This window comes from Clostridium sp. AF35-15 (genome assembly GCF_003477745.1).
Classification (GTDB): domain Bacteria; phylum Bacillota; class Clostridia; order Lachnospirales; family Lachnospiraceae; genus Otoolea; species Otoolea fessa.
On the sequence record NZ_QUDY01000005.1, the window covers coordinates 112656 to 135838 of the forward strand.

General features: G+C 51.3%; 20 protein-coding genes. All 20 read left to right on the top strand.

The genetic code is table 11. The annotated features are described in order from the left end of the window. Positions 1-21: 21 nt before the first annotated feature. The gene (locus DWZ76_RS07510; protein ID WP_106999838.1) at positions 22-399 is read left to right on the top strand and encodes a hypothetical protein; all 378 of its coding nucleotides are present in this window, start codon (positions 22-24) and stop codon (positions 397-399) included. Positions 400-483: 84 nt separating this feature from the next. Beyond that, on the top strand, positions 484-1728 hold the full coding sequence (locus tag DWZ76_RS07515) for an NAD(P)/FAD-dependent oxidoreductase (RefSeq protein WP_118472315.1): 1245 nt from the start codon (positions 484-486) through the stop codon (positions 1726-1728). Beyond that, positions 1725-3365 carry an FAD-dependent protein gene (locus tag DWZ76_RS07520; protein ID WP_118472316.1) on the top strand — a complete coding sequence of 547 codons (1641 nt, stop codon included), beginning with the start codon at positions 1725-1727 and terminating at the stop codon, positions 3363-3365. Before DWZ76_RS07515 ends, DWZ76_RS07520 begins: the two co-directional genes overlap by 4 nt. A 90-nt stretch (positions 3366-3455) precedes the next feature. Then, a complete protein-coding gene (locus tag DWZ76_RS07525) occupies positions 3456-3683 on the top strand; it encodes a DUF896 domain-containing protein (protein WP_022359502.1) in 228 nt (75 codons plus the stop codon). Between the two features lie 16 nt (positions 3684-3699). Beyond that, positions 3700-4278 (top strand): 5-formyltetrahydrofolate cyclo-ligase, encoded by a 579-nt coding sequence (locus DWZ76_RS07530; RefSeq protein ID WP_118472317.1) that lies wholly within the window; start codon positions 3700-3702, stop codon positions 4276-4278. 355 nt (positions 4279-4633) lie between these two features. Beyond that, a complete protein-coding gene (miaB, locus tag DWZ76_RS07535; RefSeq protein ID WP_243017797.1) occupies positions 4634-6001 on the top strand; it encodes a tRNA (N6-isopentenyl adenosine(37)-C2)-methylthiotransferase MiaB in 1368 nt (455 codons plus the stop codon). 13 nt (positions 6002-6014) lie between these two features. Continuing rightward, positions 6015-7292, top strand: coding sequence for a L,D-transpeptidase family protein (locus DWZ76_RS07540; protein WP_118472319.1), 1278 nt, complete (start codon positions 6015-6017; stop codon positions 7290-7292). 102 nt (positions 7293-7394) lie between these two features. Next, positions 7395-10037, top strand: a complete 2643-nt coding sequence (gene mutS / locus DWZ76_RS07545) for a DNA mismatch repair protein MutS (protein WP_118472320.1) — start codon at positions 7395-7397, stop codon at positions 10035-10037. A 32-nt stretch (positions 10038-10069) separates the two neighbouring features. After that, positions 10070-12166, top strand: a complete 2097-nt coding sequence (gene mutL, locus DWZ76_RS07550) for a DNA mismatch repair endonuclease MutL (protein WP_118472321.1) — start codon at positions 10070-10072, stop codon at positions 12164-12166. A 24-nt stretch (positions 12167-12190) separates the two neighbouring features. Beyond that, on the top strand, positions 12191-13174 hold the full coding sequence (miaA, locus tag DWZ76_RS07555) for a tRNA (adenosine(37)-N6)-dimethylallyltransferase MiaA (RefSeq protein ID WP_118472322.1): 984 nt from the start codon (positions 12191-12193) through the stop codon (positions 13172-13174). Positions 13175-13415: 241 nt separating this feature from the next. Beyond that, the gene (locus tag DWZ76_RS07560; RefSeq protein WP_118472323.1) at positions 13416-14714 is read left to right on the top strand and encodes a methionine gamma-lyase family protein; all 1299 of its coding nucleotides are present in this window, start codon (positions 13416-13418) and stop codon (positions 14712-14714) included. Between the two features lie 135 nt (positions 14715-14849). After that, positions 14850-15104, top strand: a complete 255-nt coding sequence (locus DWZ76_RS07565) for a DUF4321 domain-containing protein (protein WP_106999848.1) — start codon at positions 14850-14852, stop codon at positions 15102-15104. A 67-nt stretch (positions 15105-15171) separates the two neighbouring features. Further along, complete coding sequence (gene radC, locus DWZ76_RS07570; RefSeq protein WP_118472324.1) at positions 15172-15918, top strand: DNA repair protein RadC; 747 nt, start codon at positions 15172-15174, stop codon at positions 15916-15918. Beyond that, positions 15915-16769, top strand: coding sequence for a rod shape-determining protein MreC (gene mreC / locus DWZ76_RS07575; RefSeq protein ID WP_118472325.1), 855 nt, complete (start codon positions 15915-15917; stop codon positions 16767-16769). Before radC ends, mreC begins: the two co-directional genes overlap by 4 nt. Continuing rightward, positions 16750-17268 (top strand): rod shape-determining protein MreD, encoded by a 519-nt coding sequence (gene mreD / locus DWZ76_RS07580; RefSeq protein ID WP_022359512.1) that lies wholly within the window; start codon positions 16750-16752, stop codon positions 17266-17268. The genes mreC and mreD overlap by 20 nt, the downstream gene beginning before the upstream one ends. Next, positions 17261-20161, top strand: a complete 2901-nt coding sequence (locus tag DWZ76_RS07585; RefSeq protein ID WP_118472326.1) for a penicillin-binding transpeptidase domain-containing protein — start codon at positions 17261-17263, stop codon at positions 20159-20161. The genes mreD and DWZ76_RS07585 overlap by 8 nt, the downstream gene beginning before the upstream one ends. A 14-nt stretch (positions 20162-20175) precedes the next feature. Beyond that, positions 20176-20841 carry a septum site-determining protein MinC gene (locus DWZ76_RS07590; RefSeq protein WP_118472327.1) on the top strand — a complete coding sequence of 222 codons (666 nt, stop codon included), beginning with the start codon at positions 20176-20178 and terminating at the stop codon, positions 20839-20841. 84 nt (positions 20842-20925) lie between these two features. Next, positions 20926-21717, top strand: a complete 792-nt coding sequence (minD, locus tag DWZ76_RS07595) for a septum site-determining protein MinD (protein ID WP_022359515.1) — start codon at positions 20926-20928, stop codon at positions 21715-21717. Positions 21718-21728: 11 nt separating this feature from the next. Further along, a complete protein-coding gene (locus DWZ76_RS07600) occupies positions 21729-22028 on the top strand; it encodes a cell division topological specificity factor MinE (RefSeq protein WP_022359516.1) in 300 nt (99 codons plus the stop codon). A gap of 28 nt (positions 22029-22056) precedes the next feature. Then, positions 22057-23133 (top strand): FtsW/RodA/SpoVE family cell cycle protein, encoded by a 1077-nt coding sequence (locus DWZ76_RS07605; protein ID WP_347560923.1) that lies wholly within the window; start codon positions 22057-22059, stop codon positions 23131-23133. The last annotated feature ends 50 nt before the right edge of the window (positions 23134-23183 follow it).

A 23183-nucleotide genomic window follows, 5' to 3' on the forward strand; every position in this document is an offset into this window, starting at 1 on the left:
ACAACAGGAGGTATCCTTATTATGAGAAAATATCAGGGAATACTGTTTGCGGCGCTTTTTTGTTTTGCAATGCTTCTGCTTCTGGCGGCAGGGCTCTGGTGGTACCGTCCACGGCGGGCGGAACCGGTACCGGGGCGCGTGTATGAGTCAGAGCGGATGCCGGAGAATAATGCGGTTCTGAACCCGGAACCGGAAGTGGCGGAGAAACAATCCGGCTATTGTCTGACGGCGGAGGATGGGATGCTGCTTATCTTTGACGGAACAAGCGGCGAAGTCTGTTTCCAGACCCATATGCCGCTCTCAGAATTTTCCGTGGAAGAACAGGAAAAACTGCTGGAAGGAGTCTGGTTCGACACAATGACGGATGTGTTTCACTATCTGGAGTCTTTCAGCAGTTAGATGTGATTATAATACAGTCAAAAAACAAAGAAGAAAGTCCGCGTATGAACGGTACGAAGCAAACGGTCAGGAAGGGAAATAGGAATGAGTCAGAATAAAGTAATCATAGTGGGAGCGGGAGCAGCCGGAATGACGGCTGCCATTTTTGCTGCCAGGGAGGGCGCACAGGTGGTTCTGCTGGAACATAAAGACCGGGTCGGCAAGAAGATCCTGTCTACCGGCAATGGACGCTGTAACCTTTCAAACCGTTTGCAGGAGCCGTTCTGCTACCGCAGTGGTCAGCCGGATTTTCCATGGAAGGCGCTTGGGGCGTTTACGCTTCCGATGACACTGGAATATTTTGAGGATCTCGGCGTTTTGACGCGGGAACGGGACGGATATCTGTATCCATATTCCGGGCAGGCAAGCGCTGTTTTAGATGCACTCCGTCTGGGACTTGCGCGGGAGTCGGTTCAGGTGGTGACGGAATGTGAAGTTTTCTCGATCACGCCGCGCGAAGATGCGAAACACCGGTTTGAAGTGAAGACGTCCCAGGGGAGCTTTTCGAGCGAGACGCTGATTCTGGCGTGCGGCAGCAAGGCGGCACCGGGTACAGGTTCGGATGGAAGCGGATACAAACTGGCGAAACGGCTGGGACACCATATCATCAAGCCGCTTCCGGCACTGGTTCAGCTTCGTTGCCCGGAAAAGTTCTTTAAACAGCTCGCTGGAGTACGCGCGGATGCCTCTGTGATACTCTACAGCGATGGCAGAAAGCTGGCGGAGGACAAGGGTGAGGTGCAGCTTACGGATTATGGTATTTCGGGGATTCCGGTTTTCCAGGTCAGCCGCTTTGCGGCGCGCGCGCTCGATGAGGGACGGGATGTACGGGCGGTACTCAATTTTTATCCGGAATGCCCGGAAACGGAGACACGCCGGATATTAAAAGAGCGGAGTGAGCGCCTGAAAGAACGGCAGGTGGAGGACTTTTTTTCCGGCTGGATACATAAAAAACTGGCAGCTCTGTTTTTAAAACAGGCAGGAATCCGGCCAGATCGGACGGTTGGCAGCCTGACAGAGGTACAGATTCAGACGCTGGGGGATCTGCTCTGCCGGTTTGAGGTCAGCGTGAACGGTACAAATTCCTTTGAACAGGCACAGATCTGCTGCGGCGGCGTCGATGTGCGGGAGGTTGACGCACAGACGATGGAATCGAAGAAGGTAAAAGGGTTATATTTTGCCGGGGAGATTCTGGATGTCGATGGCATCTGCGGCGGTTATAATCTCCAGTGGGCGTGGAGCAGCGGCGCAGCAGCTGGAAAATGTGCTGGAAGGGAGTCAGATAAATGATACGAGTAAATCAGGTAAAACTGCCGGTCAGCCACAGTGAGGCGGATCTTCGCAAGAAAACCGCCAAAATGATGGGAGTATCGGCAGATCAGATACAGTCGGTGGAGCTGGTGCGCCAGTCTCTGGATGCGCGCAAAAAGCCAGATCTGTACTATTTATATGCATTAGATGTTGCAGTGGCAGGGAAAGAGGCGGCGATTGTCAAACGTGCGCGTAGTGTAAATGTGCAGATCCGAAAGGAAGAGGCGTACCGCCTGCCCGATCCGGGAATAGAGCCGCTTCGGGAACGACCGGTAATCGTGGGTTTTGGTCCGGCAGGTATGTTTTGTGGTCTGATGTTGGCGCGTGCCGGATATCGCCCGCTTATTCTGGAACGGGGGCTGGATGCGGACAGCCGTGCAAAGGCGGTTGCACGTTATTGGACAGATGGAACGCTGGATCCGGAGTGCAATGTGCAGTTCGGCGAGGGCGGTGCCGGTACGTTTTCAGATGGAAAGCTGAATACGCTGGTCAAGGATCCGTCTGGGCGGAATAAGGAAGTGCTGAAAATCTTGGCGCAGGCGGGCGCGGATCCGACAATTACCTATGTGAACAAGCCGCACGTTGGAACGGATGTTCTGCGGACGGTGGTAAAGAATATTCGAAGTGAGATAGAGAGCCTGGGCGGTGAGGTACGGTTTGGCTGCCGTCTGGAGGACTTTGAGACACAGAATGGTCATTTGTGTTCCATCCGCGTTAGTGCCCGTAAAGGCACGTCGGAGGCAGGACGGACGGTGGAGGAGATTCCGGCATCGGCACTGGTGCTGGCGATCGGGCATAGCGCCCGCGATACGTTTGCGATGCTGGCAGAGAAACCGCTCGACATGCAGGCAAAGGCATTTGCGGTGGGACTGCGGATCCAGCACCCACAGACGCAGATCAACTTAAGCCAGTACGGACGGGAAGAAGCCGGGAATCTGGGGGCGGCCAGCTATAAGCTGACGGCACAGACCTCCGGAGGCAGGGGCGTGTATTCTTTCTGTATGTGTCCGGGCGGCTTTGTTGTGGATGCATCCTCAGAGCCGGGACGGCTGGCAATCAACGGCATGAGCAACCATGATCGTGCCGGTGCAAACGCAAACAGCGCCCTGATTGTGACCGTTACACCGGAGGATTTTCCACAGCCGGGCACACTTGGCGGCGTGACGTTCCAGCGTCAGCTGGAGGAAGCGGCATACCGCTGCGGCGGCGGAAAAATCCCGGTACAGCTTTATGGAGATTTCCGGGAAAACCGGATTTCAACGGGATTTGGAGCAGTGACACCACAGTTTGAAGGGCAGTTTGCATTTGGAAATCTGCGGGAGGTGCTGCCGGAAGTGCTTTCGGCAGCGATGTTAGAGGGAATGGAACATTTTGGACATGTGATTCATGGCTTTGACCGCGAGGATGCGGTTTTTGCCGGAGTAGAGAGCCGGACCTCCTCGCCGCTGCGGATTCCGCGTGACCACGCGACGATGGAGAGCAGCACGATCGCGGGCATCTACCCATGCGGCGAAGGCGCTGGATATGCGGGCGGCATTACCTCGGCGGCGATGGATGGGATGAAGACGGCAGAGGCAATTATCGCGAAGTATGCTATCCCCAAAATTAAATTGTGAGAGAGAATGGTTCAGCGGCTTTAGGCTTTATAGTAAGGATGTCTGCCTGTAGCTGCGAAGAAACAAGCATTATAAGAGGAGAAATGATAGATGAAACAGGAAAGAATTGACCGTATTAATACGTTATATCATAAGAGCCAGGCAGTTGGATTGACCGAAGAAGAGAAAAAAGAGCAGGCAGCGCTTCGGAAGGAGTACATTGAGTCAATCCGTGGAAATATGCGAGGACAGTTAAATTCGATACTGATTAAAGAGAAAGACGGTTCTATTACGGATCTGGGTAAGAAATACGGCGGCGTTACGGATACGAAGAATTAATTGAAGGGTAGAAGAGATGGTTATTCATTCATCTGGATCGCAGATATCAAAACAGGAGGTTCGCGCATATGTCCTTCAAAAACGCGGGACTCTGCTGCCAGAAGAAAAACAACGATGGGATGAGGCATTGTTAGAACGTCTCCACCCCTTCTTTCCATCAGCCGGGACGGCAGTGTATGCCTATACGAGTGTGCGCGGTGAGGCAAGTACGGAATATTTGATTGACGAGCTGTTAAAACGCGGCTGCCGGGTGGCGCTGCCGCGGGTGTTTGGGCGTGAGATGCGTTTTTTCTATGTCACAGATCGGTGTCAGCTTGTGACGGGGGCATATGGCATCCCGGAACCGGCGGACGGATGTCAGGAGGCAGATGCGCCGAAAGCGCTGGTGATCACGCCTGGCGTAGGGTTTTCCAAGGATGGAAACCGCATCGGTTATGGGGCGGGGTATTATGACCGCTTTTTTGCGGCAGAACCGGATCATATGGCGGTGGGACTCTGCTATGGATTCCAGTTGTTTCCGGCATTTGAAACCGAAAAGCACGATAAAAAAATGGCATATATTGTGACACCGGAGCAGACAATTAAAGTTTTGTAATGTCTGGCGCACTCGCGCGAAGCAGAAACATATCAAAGGCATACAGGAACAGAGCAGCCGTGTGGTAAACTCTGTTTTTGCTTCCAGATACATGAACCGGAATATTTTGTAAGAAACTGGAAAGGATTCTGGCAGGAATGGGACTTGCGAAAATGAGCACCATATAGTAATATTATCTAATGTATGAAATATTAGGATTATTAGGATAATGAAAGAATAGTAAGGAGCAATACAATTTATGGATTTACATACAAACGATTCGTCCGAATCCGCAGCAGGCGTGTTTGTGTCTGACAAATGTCAGATTCCGGTGGGCGGTGTACCGCAGCAGGAACCGGAGCGCCAGCAGTATTATATGGCACTCTGCCGCCAGAAGGTACAGGAGATTTCGGACAAACTGGGGCGTCCGCTGACCTGCTTTATCTCGACGTTTGGATGTCAGATGAATGCACACGATTCAGAAAAGCTTCTCGGTATTCTGCTGGAAGCAGGATTTGTGGAAGGAACCAGTGAGGAATCGGATTTCGTCCTCTACAATACATGTACAGTCCGTGAAAATGCGAACCTGCGCGTGTATGGACGTTTAGGGTATCTTCACAGCCTCAAGAAAAAGAATCCGCACATGATGATCGCACTCTGCGGCTGCATGATGCAGGAGCCGGAGGTTGTAGAGAAATTAAAGAAGAGCTACCGCTTTGTGGACTTGATTTTCGGTACGCACAATGTATATAAACTGGCAGAGCTGCTGGAACAGCGCTTTGAGACGGGGAAGATGGTCATCGATATCTGGAAAGGAACTGATAAGATCGTTGAGGATCTGCCGTCGGAGCGCAAATATACATTTAAGTCTGGCGTTAATATCATGTTTGGCTGCAACAATTTCTGCAGCTATTGCATCGTCCCGTATGTGCGCGGACGCGAGCGCAGCCGTGCGCCGGAGGACATCATCCGTGAGATTGAAGAGCTGGTTAAGAACGGCGTCGTGGAGATCATGCTGTTAGGGCAGAATGTCAATTCCTACGGAAAGAACCTGGAATCTCCAATTACCTTTGCAGAACTTCTGCGCCGGGTAGAGCGGATTGAGGGGCTTAAACGGATCCGTTTCATGACCTCCCATCCGAAGGATCTGTCGGATGAGCTGATCGAAGTGATGGCATCTTCCAAGAAGATCTGCCGCCATCTGCATCTGCCGCTTCAGTCGGGCAGCAGCGAGATCCTAAAGAAGATGAACCGCCATTACACGAAGGAGCAGTATCTGGAACTGGCAGAGCGCATCCGCAAGGCGGTACCGGATATTTCCCTGACGACGGATATCATCGTTGGATTTCCGGGAGAGACGGAGGAAGATTTCGAGGAGACACTGGAGGTTGTGCGGAAAGTCCGCTACGACAGCGCATTTACCTTTATTTATTCGAAGCGCACCGGAACTCCGGCGGCAGCGATGGAAAATCAGGTTCCAGAAGAAGTTGTCAAAGAACGTTTCGACCGTCTGCTCGCAGAGGTACAGGCGATTTCTGCACAGGTCTGTGGACGAGATGTCCATACGGTGCAGGAGGTTCTGGTGGAGGAACCGGACAGTCACGTGGAGGGACTGGTAACCGGACGTATGTCCAATAACACAATCGTTCATTTCCCAGGTGGAAAAGAGCTGATTGGTAAAATTGTTAAAGTATATCTGAAGGAATCCAAGGGATTTTACTATATGGGATCCCTGGTAGATTAAGGAGGATAAATTTATGAAAAAGCATTATAAAGGATTGACGGTTCTGCTGTCAGCCTGCATGCTGGCAGGAAGTGCTTCTGTCGCATATGCAGGACCGGCAGATGACATTGCAAACGGTACAGTCGGTATGCCAAACACCGGTTCGTCAACATCGGCAGAGCAGTTCAACCAGGGAACCGGGCAGCAGGATGAGAACACGGCACTTCATGTCGGCGTCAATTATCTGTATAATGCGGAAGGCGATATTTCTGCATTTGCGATGGATTTGAAAAACTTTGAGGGGATCGGCGGCGTGTCCTATCGTGCATATACCAACACAGGCGGTTATCTGTGGTGGTACCATGACGGCATCCAGACCGGTGTGGTTGGTTCTGGAAGCTGGGTAGAGGCGATCCAGATTCAGCTTTCCGGTCAGGCTGAGAAGATGTACGATGTTTACTATAGCGTTACATCCAGCGGTCAGGGCAAGATGGGATATGCGAAGAACGGCGAAGTGGCTGGTACCGTGGATATCGGCGAGAAGATCCTTTCGATTGAAGTCGTATTAGTTCCGAAGGGAAGCGCAGGTCCGCAGAGTGCAGCACCGCGCTACAAATCAGCTGCTTCCGGCAGACTGAGCGTAGCAGAAAATGCAACGGTTATGTTCAATGAGGACGGAAGCGTATATAACGGCTGGCTTTCCGATGACTTTGTACGTTATTATTTTGAAAATGGCTATGCAAAGACCGGCTGGCAGTATATCGATGGTTACAAGTTCTACTTTGACTCCTGCGGTCGTCTGGTTCAGGACGTAGACAGCCTGATTGGCAAGCAGTCCGATTATCTCCTGAAGGTAAATAAGACACTGAACTGCCTGACGGTTTATGCAAAAGACGGCAATAACGGATATATTATTCCAGTGAAAGCGATGCTGACCTCCGTCGGTGATGATACACCGATTGGAACTTTCAAGACACCGGAGAAATATCGCTGGAGACTGATGGTAAATGATACTTACACCCAGTATGCAACCCGTATCACACAGGGATTCCTGTTCCATTCGATTACATACGCAACCCCGAATGAGAATAACCTTCTGACCGTCGGCTATAATGGTCTGGGTGTTTCCCGTTCTTTAGGCTGTGTACGCCTGAACTGTAGAAACTCCAAGTGGGTATATGATAACTGCCATCTGGGAACGACTGTACAGGTATACGAGGATGCCAATGTAGCATCTCCATTTGATAAGCCGGAGCTGGTACCGATCTCCGATCAGCAGACCTGGGATCCGACGGATCCGAAATTCAACTAAAATAAAACGACAGCGGTCTGTCCGGTCTGGCATTCAGATGAGTGAAGTGCCGGAAAACGGGCGGATCGCGATGAAGAGAGGTAAATTGTGGCACTTTCACCAATGATGACTCATTATCTGGAGACGAAAAAACAGTATCCGGACTGTATTCTGTTTTATCGTCTTGGCGATTTCTATGAGATGTTTTTTGAGGATGCCCAGACTGTTTCGAAAGAACTGGAACTTACCCTGACTGGAAAAGACTGCGGACTGGAGGAACGCGCGCCTATGTGCGGTGTTCCTTATCATGCCGTAGAGGGTTATTTGAGCCGTCTCGTCCAGAAGGGCTATAAGGTCGCCATCGCAGAGCAGATGGAGGATCCGAAACAGGCAAGGGGACTTGTGAAGCGGGAGGTAATCCGGGTGGTGACGCCGGGAACCCTGACAAATTCACAGGTTCTGGAGGAATCAAAAAACAATTACCTGATGGGAATTGTATACATAGACGGTGTATTCGGCGTTTCGACGGTTGATGTCAGCACGGGCGACTATCTTGTGACGGAGGTTCGCAACGAGCGCAGTCTGTTAGATGAAATTTATAAATTTTCGCCGTCGGAGCTTATCTGCAACGAGGCTTTTTACATGTCAGGAATCGATTTAGAGGACTTGAAAGTACGGTTAAACGCCGTGATCTCAGCACTTGAAAATCGGTTCTTTTCTGATGATTCCTGCCGGAGAATCCTGCGGGAACATTTTCATGTAGAGCACCTGGAAGCGTTGGGACTGGCAGACTATGAGACGGGCGCGATCGCGGCGGGTGCTGTCCTGCAGTATCTGTATGAGACGCAGAAAAATACACTGGAACACCTGACGCGCCTGACTGTCTATACGACCGGACAGTTTATGATGCTGGATACGTCCACGCGCCGGAACCTGGAGCTTACAGAGACGCTCCGGGAAAAGCAGAAGCGAGGAACACTTCTCTGGGTGCTTGATAAGACGAAAACGGCGATGGGCGCCCGTATGCTGCGGACACTTGTGGAGCAGCCGCTCATCAGCCGGGAGGAGATCCTGCGCCGCCAGAATGCGATCGAAGAGCTGAACATGAACTATATCAGCCGCGAGGAGCTGTGCGAATATCTGAATCCGATCTACGATCTCGAACGTCTGATCGGACGCATCAGTTACCGGACGGCAAATCCGCGCGATCTCATCGCGTTTGGCAATTCACTGGCGATGCTTCCGTATATCAAACAGATTTTGAAGGAGTTTTCAGGCGAGCTGCTTAAAAACCTGGAAACCGCTCTGGACCCACTGGCAGATTTGAAGGAACTGATTGACAAGGCGATCGTGGAAGAGCCGCCGATCACGGTGCGCGAGGGCGGCATCATCAAGGAAGGCTACCATGAGGAGGCAGACCGTCTGCGTCATGCAAAGACAGAAGGAAAAGACTGGCTGGCACAGTTAGAGCAGAGCGAGCGCGAAAAGACAGGCATCAAAAACCTGAAAGTCAAGTTCAATAAGGTATTTGGCTATTATTTTGAGGTGACTAATTCCTTTAAGGATCTGGTGCCGGATTATTTCATCCGTAAACAGACCCTGACAAACGCAGAGCGCTATACGACCGACCGGCTGAAAGAGCTGGAAGATATCATTCTCGGCGCCGAGGACAAGCTGGTTTCTCTGGAATATGATCTGTTCTGCCAGGTGCGCGACCAGATCGCGGGCGAGGTAAACCGGATTCAGAGTACCGCCCGTGCGATCGCGATGACGGATGTGCTGGCGTCTCTGTCGGTGGTGGCGACGCGTTACAATTACGTGAAACCTCATATCAACGAAAAGGGCATCATCCGCATCAAAAACGGACGTCATCCGGTCGTAGAGCGCATGATGGGCGGCGAGATGTTTGTCGCCAATGACACATATTTAGACAACGGAAAGAACCGGATTTCGATCATTACCGGTCCGAACATGGCTGGTAAGTCAACTTATATGCGTCAGACGGCGCTGATCACGCTGATGGCGCAGATCGGAAGCTTCGTCCCGGCGGATGAGGCGGATATCGGTCTCTGCGACCGTATTTTTACCCGTGTGGGCGCTTCGGATGATTTGGCATCCGGTCAGAGTACCTTCATGGTGGAGATGACCGAGGTTGCGAATATCCTGCGGAATGCGACGAAAAACAGCCTTCTGATTCTCGACGAGATCGGGCGCGGTACGAGTACCTTCGACGGCCTTTCGATCGCCTGGGCGGTTGTGGAGTATATTAGTAATACGAAGATTCTGGGTGCTAAGACGCTGTTTGCGACACATTACCATGAACTGACAGAGCTGGAAGGAACCTTAAGCGGCGTCAACAACTACTGTATCGCGGTCAAGGAACAGGGCGACGATATCGTCTTCTTGCGTAAAATCGTGAAGGGTGGCGCCGATAAGAGCTACGGCATCCAGGTGGCGAAGCTTGCAGGCGTTCCGGCTCCGGTCATCGATCGGGCAAAAGAACTGGTGGAAGAGTTGAGCGATGCCGACATTACAGCGCGTGCGAAGGAGATTGCAGAAAATGGTCCGGGAACCCAGACGCGCAAAAAGGTGGCAAAACCGGACGAGGTAGATCTGCAGCAGATGTCGATCTTTGACACGGTCAATGAGGACGATATCATCAAGGAGATCATGGAACTGGAAGTAAACCGGATGTCTCCGCTGGATGCGCTCAATACATTAGATAAGCTGCAGGCGAAGCTGAAAAACCGGTGGATGCACCAGTAAAAAAGAGTTTAGGAAGGATGTGGAGGAGATAGATGGCTGCGATTCAGGTCTTGGATTCCAATACAATCAATCAGATTGCAGCCGGCGAGGTCATTGAACGGCCGGCGTCGGTTGTCAAGGAGCTTTTGGAAAATGCGATCGATTCGAAGGCGACGGCGATCACGGTGGAGATTCAGGGCGGCGGTCTGCAGACGATCCGGGTGACGGATAACGGAAGCGGCATTGTACGCGAGGAGATCCCACTGGCATTTAAGCGCCATGCGACCAGCAAGATCCGGACGGCGTCGGATTTGTTTCAGGTGGCATCGTTAGGGTTCCGCGGCGAGGCGCTGGCGTCGATCGCGTCGGTGGCGAAGGTGGAACTGATCACGAAAACAAACGATTCGATCAGCGGTTCCCGTTACCGCATCGAGGGCGGCGAGGAACTGGGACTGGAGGAGGTCGGTGCGCCGGAAGGTACGACCTTTATCGCCAGAGATCTGTTCTACAATACACCGGTACGCCGGAAGTTTTTAAAGACGCCGGCGACAGAAGGGTCCCATGTGGCAGATTTAGTCGAAAAGATTGCCCTGTCGCATCCGGAAATCTCCATCCGTTTCATCAATAACAACCAGAGCCGTCTCCATACCTCTGGAAATCATAACTTAAAAGATATAATTTATGCGGTCTTTGGACGCGAGATCACGGCAAACCTGATTGAGGTGGATGCCGGAGCTGATCCGATCCGGGTAGGCGGCTTCATCGGTAAGCCGCTGATCGCGCGCGGCAACCGCACGTATGAAAATTATTTCATCAACGGACGCTATATCAAGAGCAGTATCATCGGAAAGGCGATCGAGGACGCATATAAACCGTTCATGATGCAGCACAAGTATCCATTTACGATGCTGCAATTTACGATCGATCCGTCGTATATTGACGTCAACGTCCATCCGGCGAAGATGGAGATCCGTTTCAGGGACGGCGAACAGATCTACCGGACGGTCTACCATACGATTGCGATGGCACTCGCTAACCGGGAACTGATTCCGGCGGTTTCGCTGGAGAATGAGAAGAATGCAGAGAAAGAGCTGAAGATTCCGGGGCTGGAAAAGGGAGTGCTGCCGGAGCTTCCAACCAGAAAGATGGAAAGCAGCCAGGGCAGCCGTCCGTCCTTAAAACCAGTCCGTATCCGTGAGGAACATCCGGAACCGTTTGAGACGAAACGTCTGGGGGCGTCGCAGGCAGAAATGATGTCGGTCTCGGAAGATGTGCCGGGATATGGGGCTGAAAACGGCAGCGGATCAAATGCGGCTGTGTCAGGAACGGGGCGGTTCGATGAAGTGTTTGGAAGAACCGACACAACCGGCAGAGTTGAAAATGTTTCAATTAATACAGAGTCAGATCTGCCAGAGCCGGCCACATCAGCGCCTTCCAGCGAATCCATCTCAGCTTCAGCGGGGCAAACTGCATCTCCTGCATCTGTTTCAACGGGAACGACCCAGTCCGCCCCATCTGAAAAGCCCCGTCAGATGGATCTGTTTGAAGATAAACTCCTGACCAAACCGGCGCGTGCGAACCACCGCCTGATTGGACAGCTGTTTGACACATACTGGCTGGTGGAGTATCATGATAATCTGTACATCATTGATCAGCATGCGGCGCATGAGAAAATCCTCTATGAGCGGACGATGGCATCCCTTCAAAAGAGGGAGTACACCTCCCAGATGATCGATCCGCCGATCATTTTGAGTCTCAACAGCAGTGAGCAGCTCAAATTAGAGCAGTATATGGAACATTTTACTTCGATCGGATTTGAGATTGAGCCGTTTGGCGGCAAGGAGTACGCGGTGCGTGCCGTCCCGGCGAACCTCTTTTCCGTCGCAAAACGCGAGCTTCTGATGGAGATGATCGACGATCTGGCGGAGGGCAATGGAAGCGGAACCCCGGATCTCATCAATGAGCGTGTGGCGACGATGTCGTGTAAGGCGGCGGTCAAGGGCAATCACACATTATCATTTGCCGAAGCGGACAAGCTGATCGATGAACTTCTGGAACTCAAAAATCCGTATGCGTGCCCACATGGACGCCCAACGATCATATCGATGAGCAAATATGAGTTGGAGAAGAAATTCAAACGGATTGTATAACCCATTAAAAGGAGAGAAAGTCTTATGGGAAATCTGGAACAAGCGGCTGAAAAAAAGCCCCTGATTGTCCTGACCGGACCGACGGCAGTCGGAAAAACGGCGCTGTCCATTCAGCTTGCCAGGCGGATCGGCGGCGAGATCATCAGCGCGGATTCGATGCAGGTGTACCGCCACATGGATATCGGTACGGCAAAGATACGCCTGGAAGAGATGGACGGTGTGCCGCACCATCTGATCGATATTTTAGAGCCAACTGAGGATTTCAATGTCGTGCGGTTTCAGGCACTTGCCCGCGCGGCGGCGGAAGATATTTACAGCCGCGGAAAAATTCCGATCGTGGCAGGTGGAACCGGCTTTTATATTCAGGCACTGCTCAATGATATTGATTTCACCCAGATCGACGAAAATACGCAGTTTCGGGAGGAGATGGAACGCCTGGCAGCCGAACAGGGGGCAGAAGTCCTGCATGAGCGTCTGCGGGCGGTCGATCCAGAATCGGCGGAGGCGATCCACGCAAACAATGTAAAACGTGTGATCCGCGCGCTGGAATATTATGAGCAGACGGGCGAGAAGATTTCTGCCCACAATGAGGCGGAGCGGGCAAAGACTTCACCGTACCATTTCTTCTATTATGTATTAAATACCGATCGGACGGTTCTCTATGAGCGGATCGAGAAGCGGATCGATGAGATGATGGAAGAGGGACTGGTCGAGGAAGTGAGGCAGCTGCAGGCGATGGGCTGCAGGCGTGATTCAGTGGCGATGCAGGGACTTGGATATAAAGAAATTCTGGCATATTTAAATGGCGAAATGTCATTGGAGACAGCGGTCAATATCCTGAAACGCGATACGCGCCATTTTGCGAAACGTCAGCTTACCTGGTTCCGGCGGGAACGCGACGTGCGTTTCTTATATTTGCCGGAATTTGATAATGACCGAGAACGCGTGCTGGAACATATTCTGCAGGAATTAGCGGCGGAAGCGGGTATTATGGAGTGTGATTCATAAGATGGATGGAACACTCTAAATTATAAGTTGTAAAAATCAAGAAAAGTTAAAGAAACAAAAAAAGAATTATAGAATAACCGTAACTGTTCAGTAGGTCTGCGCATTTACTGCGCTGACCGTACGAAAACATGGGTCAGCAGGCAAAAATCCCATTGCCGTAGGCAATTTTTAATGGATTTTTGCGCGTGACTGTGAAGGTACTGAACAGTTACGAATAACCGACAACAGGAAAGGAATCACCATGGAGTTAGAGAAAATGTATGGCGACCTCGGCATTTCGAAAGAAGTGCTTGAATATGGAGCCAGAATCGAAGCGGCTCTGGAAGACCGTTTCACAGAGATCGATGGCAATGCAGAGTACAATCAGTTAAAGGTAATCGCTGCGATGCAGAAAAACCGCGTCAGCGATATTCATTTTTCCGGTACAACCGGATATGGTTACAACGACCTCGGACGTGAGACGCTGGAACAGGTATATGCGGATGTATTCCACACTGAGGACGCGTTGGTGCGCCCGCAGATCGTGTGCGGAACGCACGCGCTCTACACGGCATTAGCCGGAAACCTGCGCCCGGGCGACGAGCTGCTTTCGCCGGTGGGAAAACCGTATGATACTCTGGAGGAAGTGATCGGCATCCGCGAGTCCAACGGTTCCCTGCGGGAGTATGGCATTTCATACCGTCAGGTTGACCTGCTGCCGGACGGAACCTTCGATTACGACGGCATCCGCGCGGCGATCAACGAGAAGACAAAACTGGTAACCATCCAGCGTTCCAAGGGATACGCATCCCGTCCAACCCTCTCGGCAGAGCAGATCGGTGAACTGATTGCATTTGTTAAATCCATCAAACCGGAAGTGATCTGTATGGTAGACAACTGCTATGGCGAATTCGTTGAGCGGATCGAACCGAGCGATCTCGGTGCGGACATGGTAGTCGGTTCCCTGATCAAAAACCCGGGCGGCGGACTGGCGCCGATCGGCGGCTATATCGCCGGAACCAGACAGTGCATCGAAAATGCAGCGTACCGCCTTGGTTCTCCGGGACTCGGACGGGAGGTCGGCGCGAGTCTTGGCGTCAACCAGTCCTTCTTCCAGGGACTTTTCCTGGCACCGACCGTTGTATCCGGCGCATTAAAGGGAGCTATCTTTGCGGCAAACGTCTATGAGCGCCTGGGCTTTGATGTGGTTCCGAACAGCACGGAGCCGCGCTATGATATCATTCAGGCGATCACGTTTGGAAAACCGGAGGGTGTTATTGCGTTCTGCCAGGGCATTCAGGCGGCGGCGCCGGTTGACAGCTATGTATCGCCGGAACCGTGGGATATGCCGGGGTATGATTCCCAGGTTATTATGGCAGCAGGTGCCTTTATCCAGGGATCCTCGATCGAGCTTTCCGCGGATGGTCCGATCAAACCGCCGTACAACGTCTTCTTCCAGGGCGGACTGACCTGGTACCATGCGAAGTTAGGCATTTTAATGTCCCTGCAGAAGCTTCTGGATGCAGGCATAGTAAAACCTGAGCAGCTCAAAATCGACTAGAAATGACGTTTTTTGAATGATTTTGTAATTAATTTTAAGAAAACTTTAAAAAAAAATCTGCCGGACTGTCTATACACATTCCGGCAGTTTGTGCTAAGATAATAAAGATTATAGAAAGGGACGGTATTCGGTATCATGAATCGAGCAAAAAATTTCTGGATTCTTCTGCTGCTCCTGATGACAGGGATTGTGTTAGGTGGATTTATCGGAAATATGGCATCCGGCGTCAGGGGACTGTCGTGGCTGAATTACGGACAATCCTTCGGTCTGATGGACCCGGTTGTTCTTGATTTAGGAATCCTGGTTATCACGTTTGGTCTGTCAATCCGGGTGACGATGGCGAGCATCATCGGCGTTGTCATTGCACTGATCGCATATCGTCTGATTTAATCAAAGAATCCCGCCTGGTGGGAATGGCTTTCTGTATGCAGAGGAGAGGCACGCAGGAGGACAATCAATGAAAAAAGAAACAGAGAAACCAGTAAAAAGTTCTGAACCGACCGCTGGATGGCGTCTTACCATGAAAGATATCCCTGAAAAAGACCGACCCTACGAAAAATGTGAGAGGGAGGGAGTTGGGGCACTGACGGACGCCGAGCTTTTAGCGATCCTTATCCGGACCGGAAACCGACAGGAGTCGGCACTTTCCTTGGCAACCCGGATTCTGGCGCAGGCGCAGCCACCGGGAATTTTAGGGCTTTTGCATCTGACTCTTCCAGAACTGATGGAGCAGAAAGGAATCGGCAGGGTCAAGGGAATCGAACTTTTGTGTGTGGGAGAACTGTCACAGCGGATCTGGCGCACCTTGACGCTTTCAGAAGCGCCTGCGTTTACGGCGCCGGAGGCGATCGCCGCCTTTTATATGGAGGAAATGCGTCACAAAGAGCAGGAAGAGATGCACCTGATGATCCTCAATACGAAGCAGAAGCTGATTCGGGATATCCTGCTGTTTCGGGGAACCTTCAATCACTCTCCGGCGTCTCCGAGGGAGATATTTATCGAGGCGCTGCGCTATCATGCAGCCAGCATCGTTTTAGTACATAATCATCCGAGCGGGGATCCTACCCCCAGTGCGGAGGATCGGCGGACGACCGTCCGGATTCAGGAGGCGGGCGCTATGCTGGGAATCCGGCTTTTGGATCATGTGATTATCGGCGAACAAGCCTATTTTAGTTTCAAAGAACGGGGAATACTATCATTATGAAAAACAGCAAGTATATTCTGGCAGGTATGTCAGCCTTCTGTCTTGTGCTGATTACAGCAACGTCTATCAAATCAAGCTTTCTGATGCCGCTTCGGACGGGTGTCGGTTTTGTTCTGGTACCGCTGCAGTCAGGCGTCAACGCGATCGGCACAGATCTCTACAATGCGCTTGAAAATTTTTCCTCCCTGCGGGAGGCGCAGGAGGAGAACAAAAATCTCCAGATGCGTCTGGATCAGATGGTGGAAGAGAACAACCGCTTGCAGTCGGAGCTTTACGAGTTAGACCGTCTCAGAGAGCTGTATCAGCTTGATCAGGAATATATGCAGTATAAAAAAATAGCCGCCCGTGTCATTGCAAAGGACTCTGGAAACTGGTTTCAGGTATTCCGGATCGACAAGGGAGCGGACGATGGCATCCAGGAAGATATGAACGTCATGGCAGGCGGCGGACTGGTCGGTATTGTAACCGATGTCGGGGCAAACTATGCAACTGTCCGCGCGATCATCGATGACGACAGCAACGTCAGCGGCATGTCCCTGCGGACCGGCGATACCTGTAATGTATCCGGCAACCTGACGCTTTACCAGGATGGACGGCTGGGACTTGACCATATCAAGAAAGAGGCAGATATCCAGGAGGGCGACAAGATCGTGACCTCCAACATCAGTGATATTTTCCTGCCGGGCATTCTCATCGGTTATGCCTCCGGGCTGACGACCGATGCCAACAACGTAACCAAATCCGGTACAATCATTCCGGTTGCAGATTTTGATAACCTGCAGGAGGTACTGGTAATCACCCAGCTGAAAAATGGGGATGGAGGCGACAATAATGCGGAAGCTGCTGATTAACCTTGTCATGCTGATTCTGGCATTCACGATCCAGATCTGCGTGTTCCCACAGATCGCCTTCTTATCTTCGGCTCCGAACCTGCTGCTGATTGTGGTGTTTGTGTGCAGCTTCATCGAGGGGCGCGAGCGGGGGATGTTCTACGGGCTGGTGGCAGGTCTTTTTATGGATCTGTTTTACAGTGGACCATTTGGCTTTTATACACTGTTTTTCATCAATCTGGGGTATGTCAGTGGAATCTGCAACAAGTATTATTATGAAGACTACATCACGCTGCCGCTGCTTTTGAGCCTGGCAAGTGATTTAATCTATAACCTGTACATCTATGTATTCCGGTTCCTGATACGGAATCGTCTGAATTTTGGGCATTATCTGGTCTCCATCATTATCCCGGAGATCATATTTACCACGGTTACGACGCTTGTCGTATACCGGTTTTTCCTTTTTATCAACCGGAAACTGAAAGAATGGGAACAAAGGAGAGATTCGAACATTGTTTGATGACCTGAAAGAATATCTGCGAGAATGGTTCAAAAAAGTGATTACCTCCCGGCTTTTTGTCCTGGTGGTTGTGTTCTGCCTGATGTCGTCCGCATTGGTGATGCGGTTGTTCAACCTGCAGATCATCAAGGGCGAAGAGTATCAGGATGCATATACAGCGATGACGGAAAAAGTCATAAAGACTGCCAGCACGCGGGGTAATATCTACGATCGGAACGGCAATGTGCTGGCGTACAACGAACTGGCATACGACGTTACCATACAGGATACCGGTGCGTACAAGACGGATGCACAGTGGAACACGATGCTCTACGATCTGGTATCGATCTTGAATAAACACGGTGAGAGCGCACAGACCAGTTTAGAGCTTACGCTCGATCACGATGGAAATGTCGTGTATACCTCCGAGACACAGTCCGGACGCAAGCGATTCCTGCGTGATTATTATGGTCTTAAAAATGTGGATGAGATGGACGATTCAGATGGAAAATACCCGTCCGACATTTCAGCGCCAGATCTGCTGGAGCGGATGAAAAAGGAGTACCACCTGACACTCGGTGACGATAAGAACCGGGACGGGCGCCCGCTTGACAAAGACGGCAATCCCATCGATGTTTCGGATGAGGTGGCGCTGCAGATCGTCGGTATCCGCTACACGATGCGTTTTACCGCGTTCCAGAAGTACGAATCGACAACGATCGCGACGGATATCAGCGATGAGACCGTTGCAGACATTTTAGAGCACGCAGCCGATCTGGTGGGCGTCAATATACAGGAATCGACGATCCGTATGTACAATGAAAGCCTCTACTTTGCGCCGATCATTGGATATACGGGAAAAGTAACGAGCGAACGTCTGGAGGAGTTAAAGGCGGTCAACGATGACTATGAGTTAAATGATGTCGTAGGCCGTACCGGCATCGAATCCTCGATGGAGCTGGAATTAAAGGGTAAGAAAGGTTCCCAGACGGCATATGTAGATAATGTCGGAAGAATCCTAAGCGTGACCGGGGAAGTCGCACCGGTGGCAGGCAACGATATCTGGCTGACCCTCGATCTGAACCTTCAGAAGGGTATTTACCACATTCTGGAGAAGCAGCTGGCGGGCGTCTTGTTAAAGACGATTGTCAACCAGGATGAGAAAGATATCGCTTATATCGATTCTTCCAGTATTAAGATACCGATCAAGAAGGCATACTTCCAGCTGATCAACAACAACGTCCTCTCGATTGACAATTTTGCTTCCGAAGAGGCATCCGATGTGGAACAGCAGATTTATCAGAAGTACGAGAGCTCACGCGTGCGAATTGAACAGGAACTGCGGGGCGAACTGCAGTCTGAAAATGCAACGCCGATGAACGCGCTTTCAGAGGAAATGCAGGCATATATGCAGTATATCTATTCGTATCTTTCTTCCAGCAACAAGGCGATTGTCCAGCGTGATGCGATCGATACGTCCAGTGACATGTATCAGGCGTGGAAGAACGGTACGATCAGTCTGCGGGAATACTTATATTATGGAATTGCCAACAACTGGATCGATACGACGAAGCTGGACATCCAGAGCCGGTATTCGAATGCGGACGATGTCTTCACGGCACTGCTGGACGACTGTTTCCGCGATCTGGAACAGGATCCGGCATTCGAGAAACTGATTTATCAGTATTTAATCAATAACAATGTTGTGACCGGGCGCGAGCTCTGCATGGCGCTCTATTCCCAGAATGTGCTTGCATACGATGAGAATGAGGTCAACCTGCTGCGTGTCAGCGGGGAAGAATATGCGTACCAGTTCCTGATGAATAAGATCCGCAATATTGAGATCACACCGGCGCAGCTGGCACTTGACCCGTGTACGGCGAGCTGTGTCGTGACGAGCGCGAAGACTGGCGAGGTGCTGGCACTGGTATCTTATCCAAGCTATGACAACAACCGGATTTCGGACAGCACCTATTTTGCCCAGCTAAATGCCGATCAGTCGCTGCCGCTGCGAAACAATGCGACGCAGACACTGAAAGCACCAGGCTCCACCTTCAAGCCGATCACGGCGATTGCAGGTCTGGAAGAGGGGGCAATCACGCTTTCTGATATGATTAACTGTACCGGTATTTATGAGGAAGTCAGCAATCCGATCCGATGCTGGAAATATCCGGGCTTCCACGGACCGTTAAATGTCGTGGGAGGCATCGAAAATTCCTGTAACTATTTCTTCTCGGAGGTGGCGCACCGCCTGTCCACAGAGGCAGATGGAAGCTACAAACCGGAGAAAGGTCTGGAGACGCTGAAAAAATACGCGACCATGTTCGGTTTGGACCGGACTTCGGGCATTGAAATCTCGGAGGCGACGCCGTCTATCAGTGATACCGATCCGGAGCGTTCCAGTATGGGACAGGGTACGCACCAGTTTGCGAGCGTGCAGCTTGCCCGCTATGTGACGGCGCTTGCCAACCGCGGCACGGTCTATGATCTGAGCTTGATTGATAAGGAGACGGATTCCCAGGGTAATCTGGTCAAGGATTATTCGCCGGCTGTGGCGTCAACCCTTGATTTCCAGACAAGCACCTGGGATGCAGTCCAACAAGGTATGCGCCAGGTAGTTACCAACAGTTCGACCAAGCGTGTGTTTGATGGTCTGGACGTACACGTGGCCGGTAAGACCGGTACGGCGCAGGAGTCCCAGAAACGGGGCAACCACGCGTTCTTTATTTCGTTTGCACCGTATGAGAATCCGGAAATTTCGGTGACGGTCAGTATCCCGAATGGATATTCTTCTTCGAATGCGGCGATGGTGGCAAAACACGTATATCGTTACTTCTATGGCTATGCGAGTCTGGATGATATCCTGAATTCAGGAGCATTGGATGCGTCCAATGAACGAATCAATGGAGATTAAGAGGTGATGGAACTATGAAAAGTTCCGTAGTAATAAAGGGATGTAAGTCCGGTATGACGGTAATTCTGAATCCGGACACTCCCTTTGAACAGTTACTGGAGGATGTAGGGAAAAAGTTTAAAGAAAGTGAAAAATTCTGGGGATCCGCCCAGATGACGCTGACCCTGGAGGGGAGGGAACTGACCCCAATCGAGGAACTGCAGGTGACGGATGCGATTACCGCCAATTCCCAGATAGAGATTCTCTGTCTGCTGGATACTGACGCTAACCGCATCGCCCGCTGTGAAAAGGCGCTGACCGAGCGGCTGATGGAGCTGACTGCCCGGACGGGACAATTTTATAAGGGTAATTTATCCCGGGGCGATCTGCTGGAATCCGATGCGAGCATCGTGATCATCGGGAATGTGGAGCGCGGCGCGCGTGTCAGCGCACGGGGCAATATCGTTGTCCTTGGCACGCTGGCGGGTTCCGCCCATGCTGGGGCGGCGGGAAGTGAGGACGCGGTGATCACCGCGCTGGCAATGTCGCCGATGCACCTTCGGATTGCTGATCTGACAGCCAAAACGCGCAGCCAGGGTAAAAAGATGGGGCGCGGACCGATGATTGCATCGGTATCCGGTGGAAACATTGACGTAGAATCGGTCAAAAAAAGTTTTTTAGATTATTTTCATTTTATTTAGCGTATTTAATGGATTTAAGACTGGAATTATTCTACTTTTTAGAGTAGAATAAAATGGTAAAACAGAATACAGGAGGATGTTCCTATGAGCGAAGTTATCGTTATTACTTCCGGAAAAGGAGGCGTCGGCAAAACGACAACCTCAGCGAACGTCGGCACCGGGCTTGCCATGCTTGGCAAACGGGTGGTTCTCATCGACACCGATATCGGTCTGAGAAACCTGGATGTCGTCATGGGACTGGAAAACCGGATTATCTACAATCTGGTCGATGTGATCGAGGGAAACTGCCGGATGAAGCAGGCGCTGATTCGAGACAAAAGATATCCTGACCTGTTCTTATTACCTTCCGCCCAGACGCGGGACAAGTCGTCCGTGAGTCCGGGGCAGATGATAAAATTAGTAGAAGACTTAAGAGAAGAGTTTGATTACATACTGCTTGACTGTCCCGCCGGGATTGAGCAGGGCTTTCGCAATGCGATCGCCGGGGCGGACCGGGCGCTGATTGTCACGACACCGGAGGTATCCGCGATACGGGATGCTGACCGGATCATCGGACTTTTAGAAGCATCCGGGGTCGGGCGTATGGACCTGATCATCAACCGGATCCGGAGCGATATGGTGCGCCGGGGCGATATGATGTCGGTGGATGATGTGATGGATATTCTGTCTGTCCCTGTGATTGGCACAGTCCCGGACGATGAGGATATCGTTATATCCACGAATCAGGGCGAACCGCTGGTCGGCATGAATGGATATGCCGGGCAGGCATATTTAAACATATGCAAACGAATACTTGGAGAATCGGTACCATTTATACAGCTTGATGCGTCTCCGGGCTTCTGGTCCCGGATATCCGGCTTCCTCAAACGTGCATAGGAGGGGACGCTATGATTCTGATTGCAGAACTGTTTACGAAAAAGAATTCCGGCGAGATAGCCAGAAAGCGTTTAAAACACCTTCTGACTGCCGATCGGGCGGGCTGTTCGCCGGAACTTCTGGATCTGATTCGCGCAGATTTCCTGAGGAGCGTGTCACGTTATCTGGAGATTGATCCGGGGGATGTGACACTCCGGATTCTGAGGACATCCTCAGAACAGCCGGCGGAGGTATTCCCGGCGGTCTGTGCGTCGGTGCCGGTTCTTACTTTAAGGAGCCATTTACAGCATGATATTCGATTACCAATTTAGAAATTACAACTTTCGAGCCCTCATTTATATGATTCTGCTGAGTGTTCTCGGCATTTTGGTTGTCGGGAGCGCCAGCAATCAGGACCGTTCCTCTGTGATAAAACAGGTTATCGGAGTGGTTGTATCCCTGATTATCTGTCTGGTTCTGTCTTTGATTGATTACCATCAGTATTTCCGATTTACCACGCTTATTTATGTGGTCTGTGCCGGAATGCTGGCGGCAGTTCTTTTGTTTGGACGTACCACCAAGGGCGCGACCCGCTGGCTGCGGATCGGCGGGATTCAGATCCAGCCGTCCGAGTTTGTAAAGATCGGTCTGATCCTCATCCTGGCGAATTTTCTTTCCAGAAACCGGGATAAAATCAATGAGCCAAAGACATTGGGGATGACGGCGCTTATCTGTGTCCTTCCGGTCGGCATGGTATATTTACAGCCGAACCTTTCCACCACCATCGTCATCTGCTTCATGATTCTGTGCATGGTTTATGTAGCCGGTATCAGTTACAAATGGATTGCCGGTGCGGTGGCGGTCGGGGTACCTGGATTTGCGGCGCTTATCTATCTGTCGCTGCAGGGATTCATCCCGTTTCTCCAGAAATACCAGGCACAGCGTATCATGGGAAAGATTTTCCACAGCAGCAGTGAATTTACGGATCTGAACCGTCAGCAGGATAACTCCATGATGGCGATCGGCTCCGGGCAGCTACGCGGCAAGGGGCTTTTTAACAACACATTAAGCTCCGTCAAGAATGGAAATTTCCTCTCGGAGGAACAGACGGACTTTATCTTCGCTGTTATCGGAGAGGAGCTTGGGTTTGTCGGCGGCGTGGCGGTCATTGCCCTCTATGCGCTGCTGGTGTATGAGTGCCTTTGGATTGCGGCGCGCGCAAAAGACACAGCTGGACGTCTGATTGCATCGGGCATGGCGGCGCTTCTGGCGTTCCAGAGTTTTGCCAACATTGCGGTAGCCACGGGAATCTTCCCGAACACGGGTCTTCCGCTTCCTTTCATAAGCTCCGGACTTAGTTCGCTGCTCAGTATGTTTATCGGAATGGGAGTTGTTCTCAATGTTGGATTGCAACGAAATAACGTAACCGTTCAGTAAGTACATGCATGGACTGTGAAGCTGCATGGAAATTGAATTTTATGGTTATG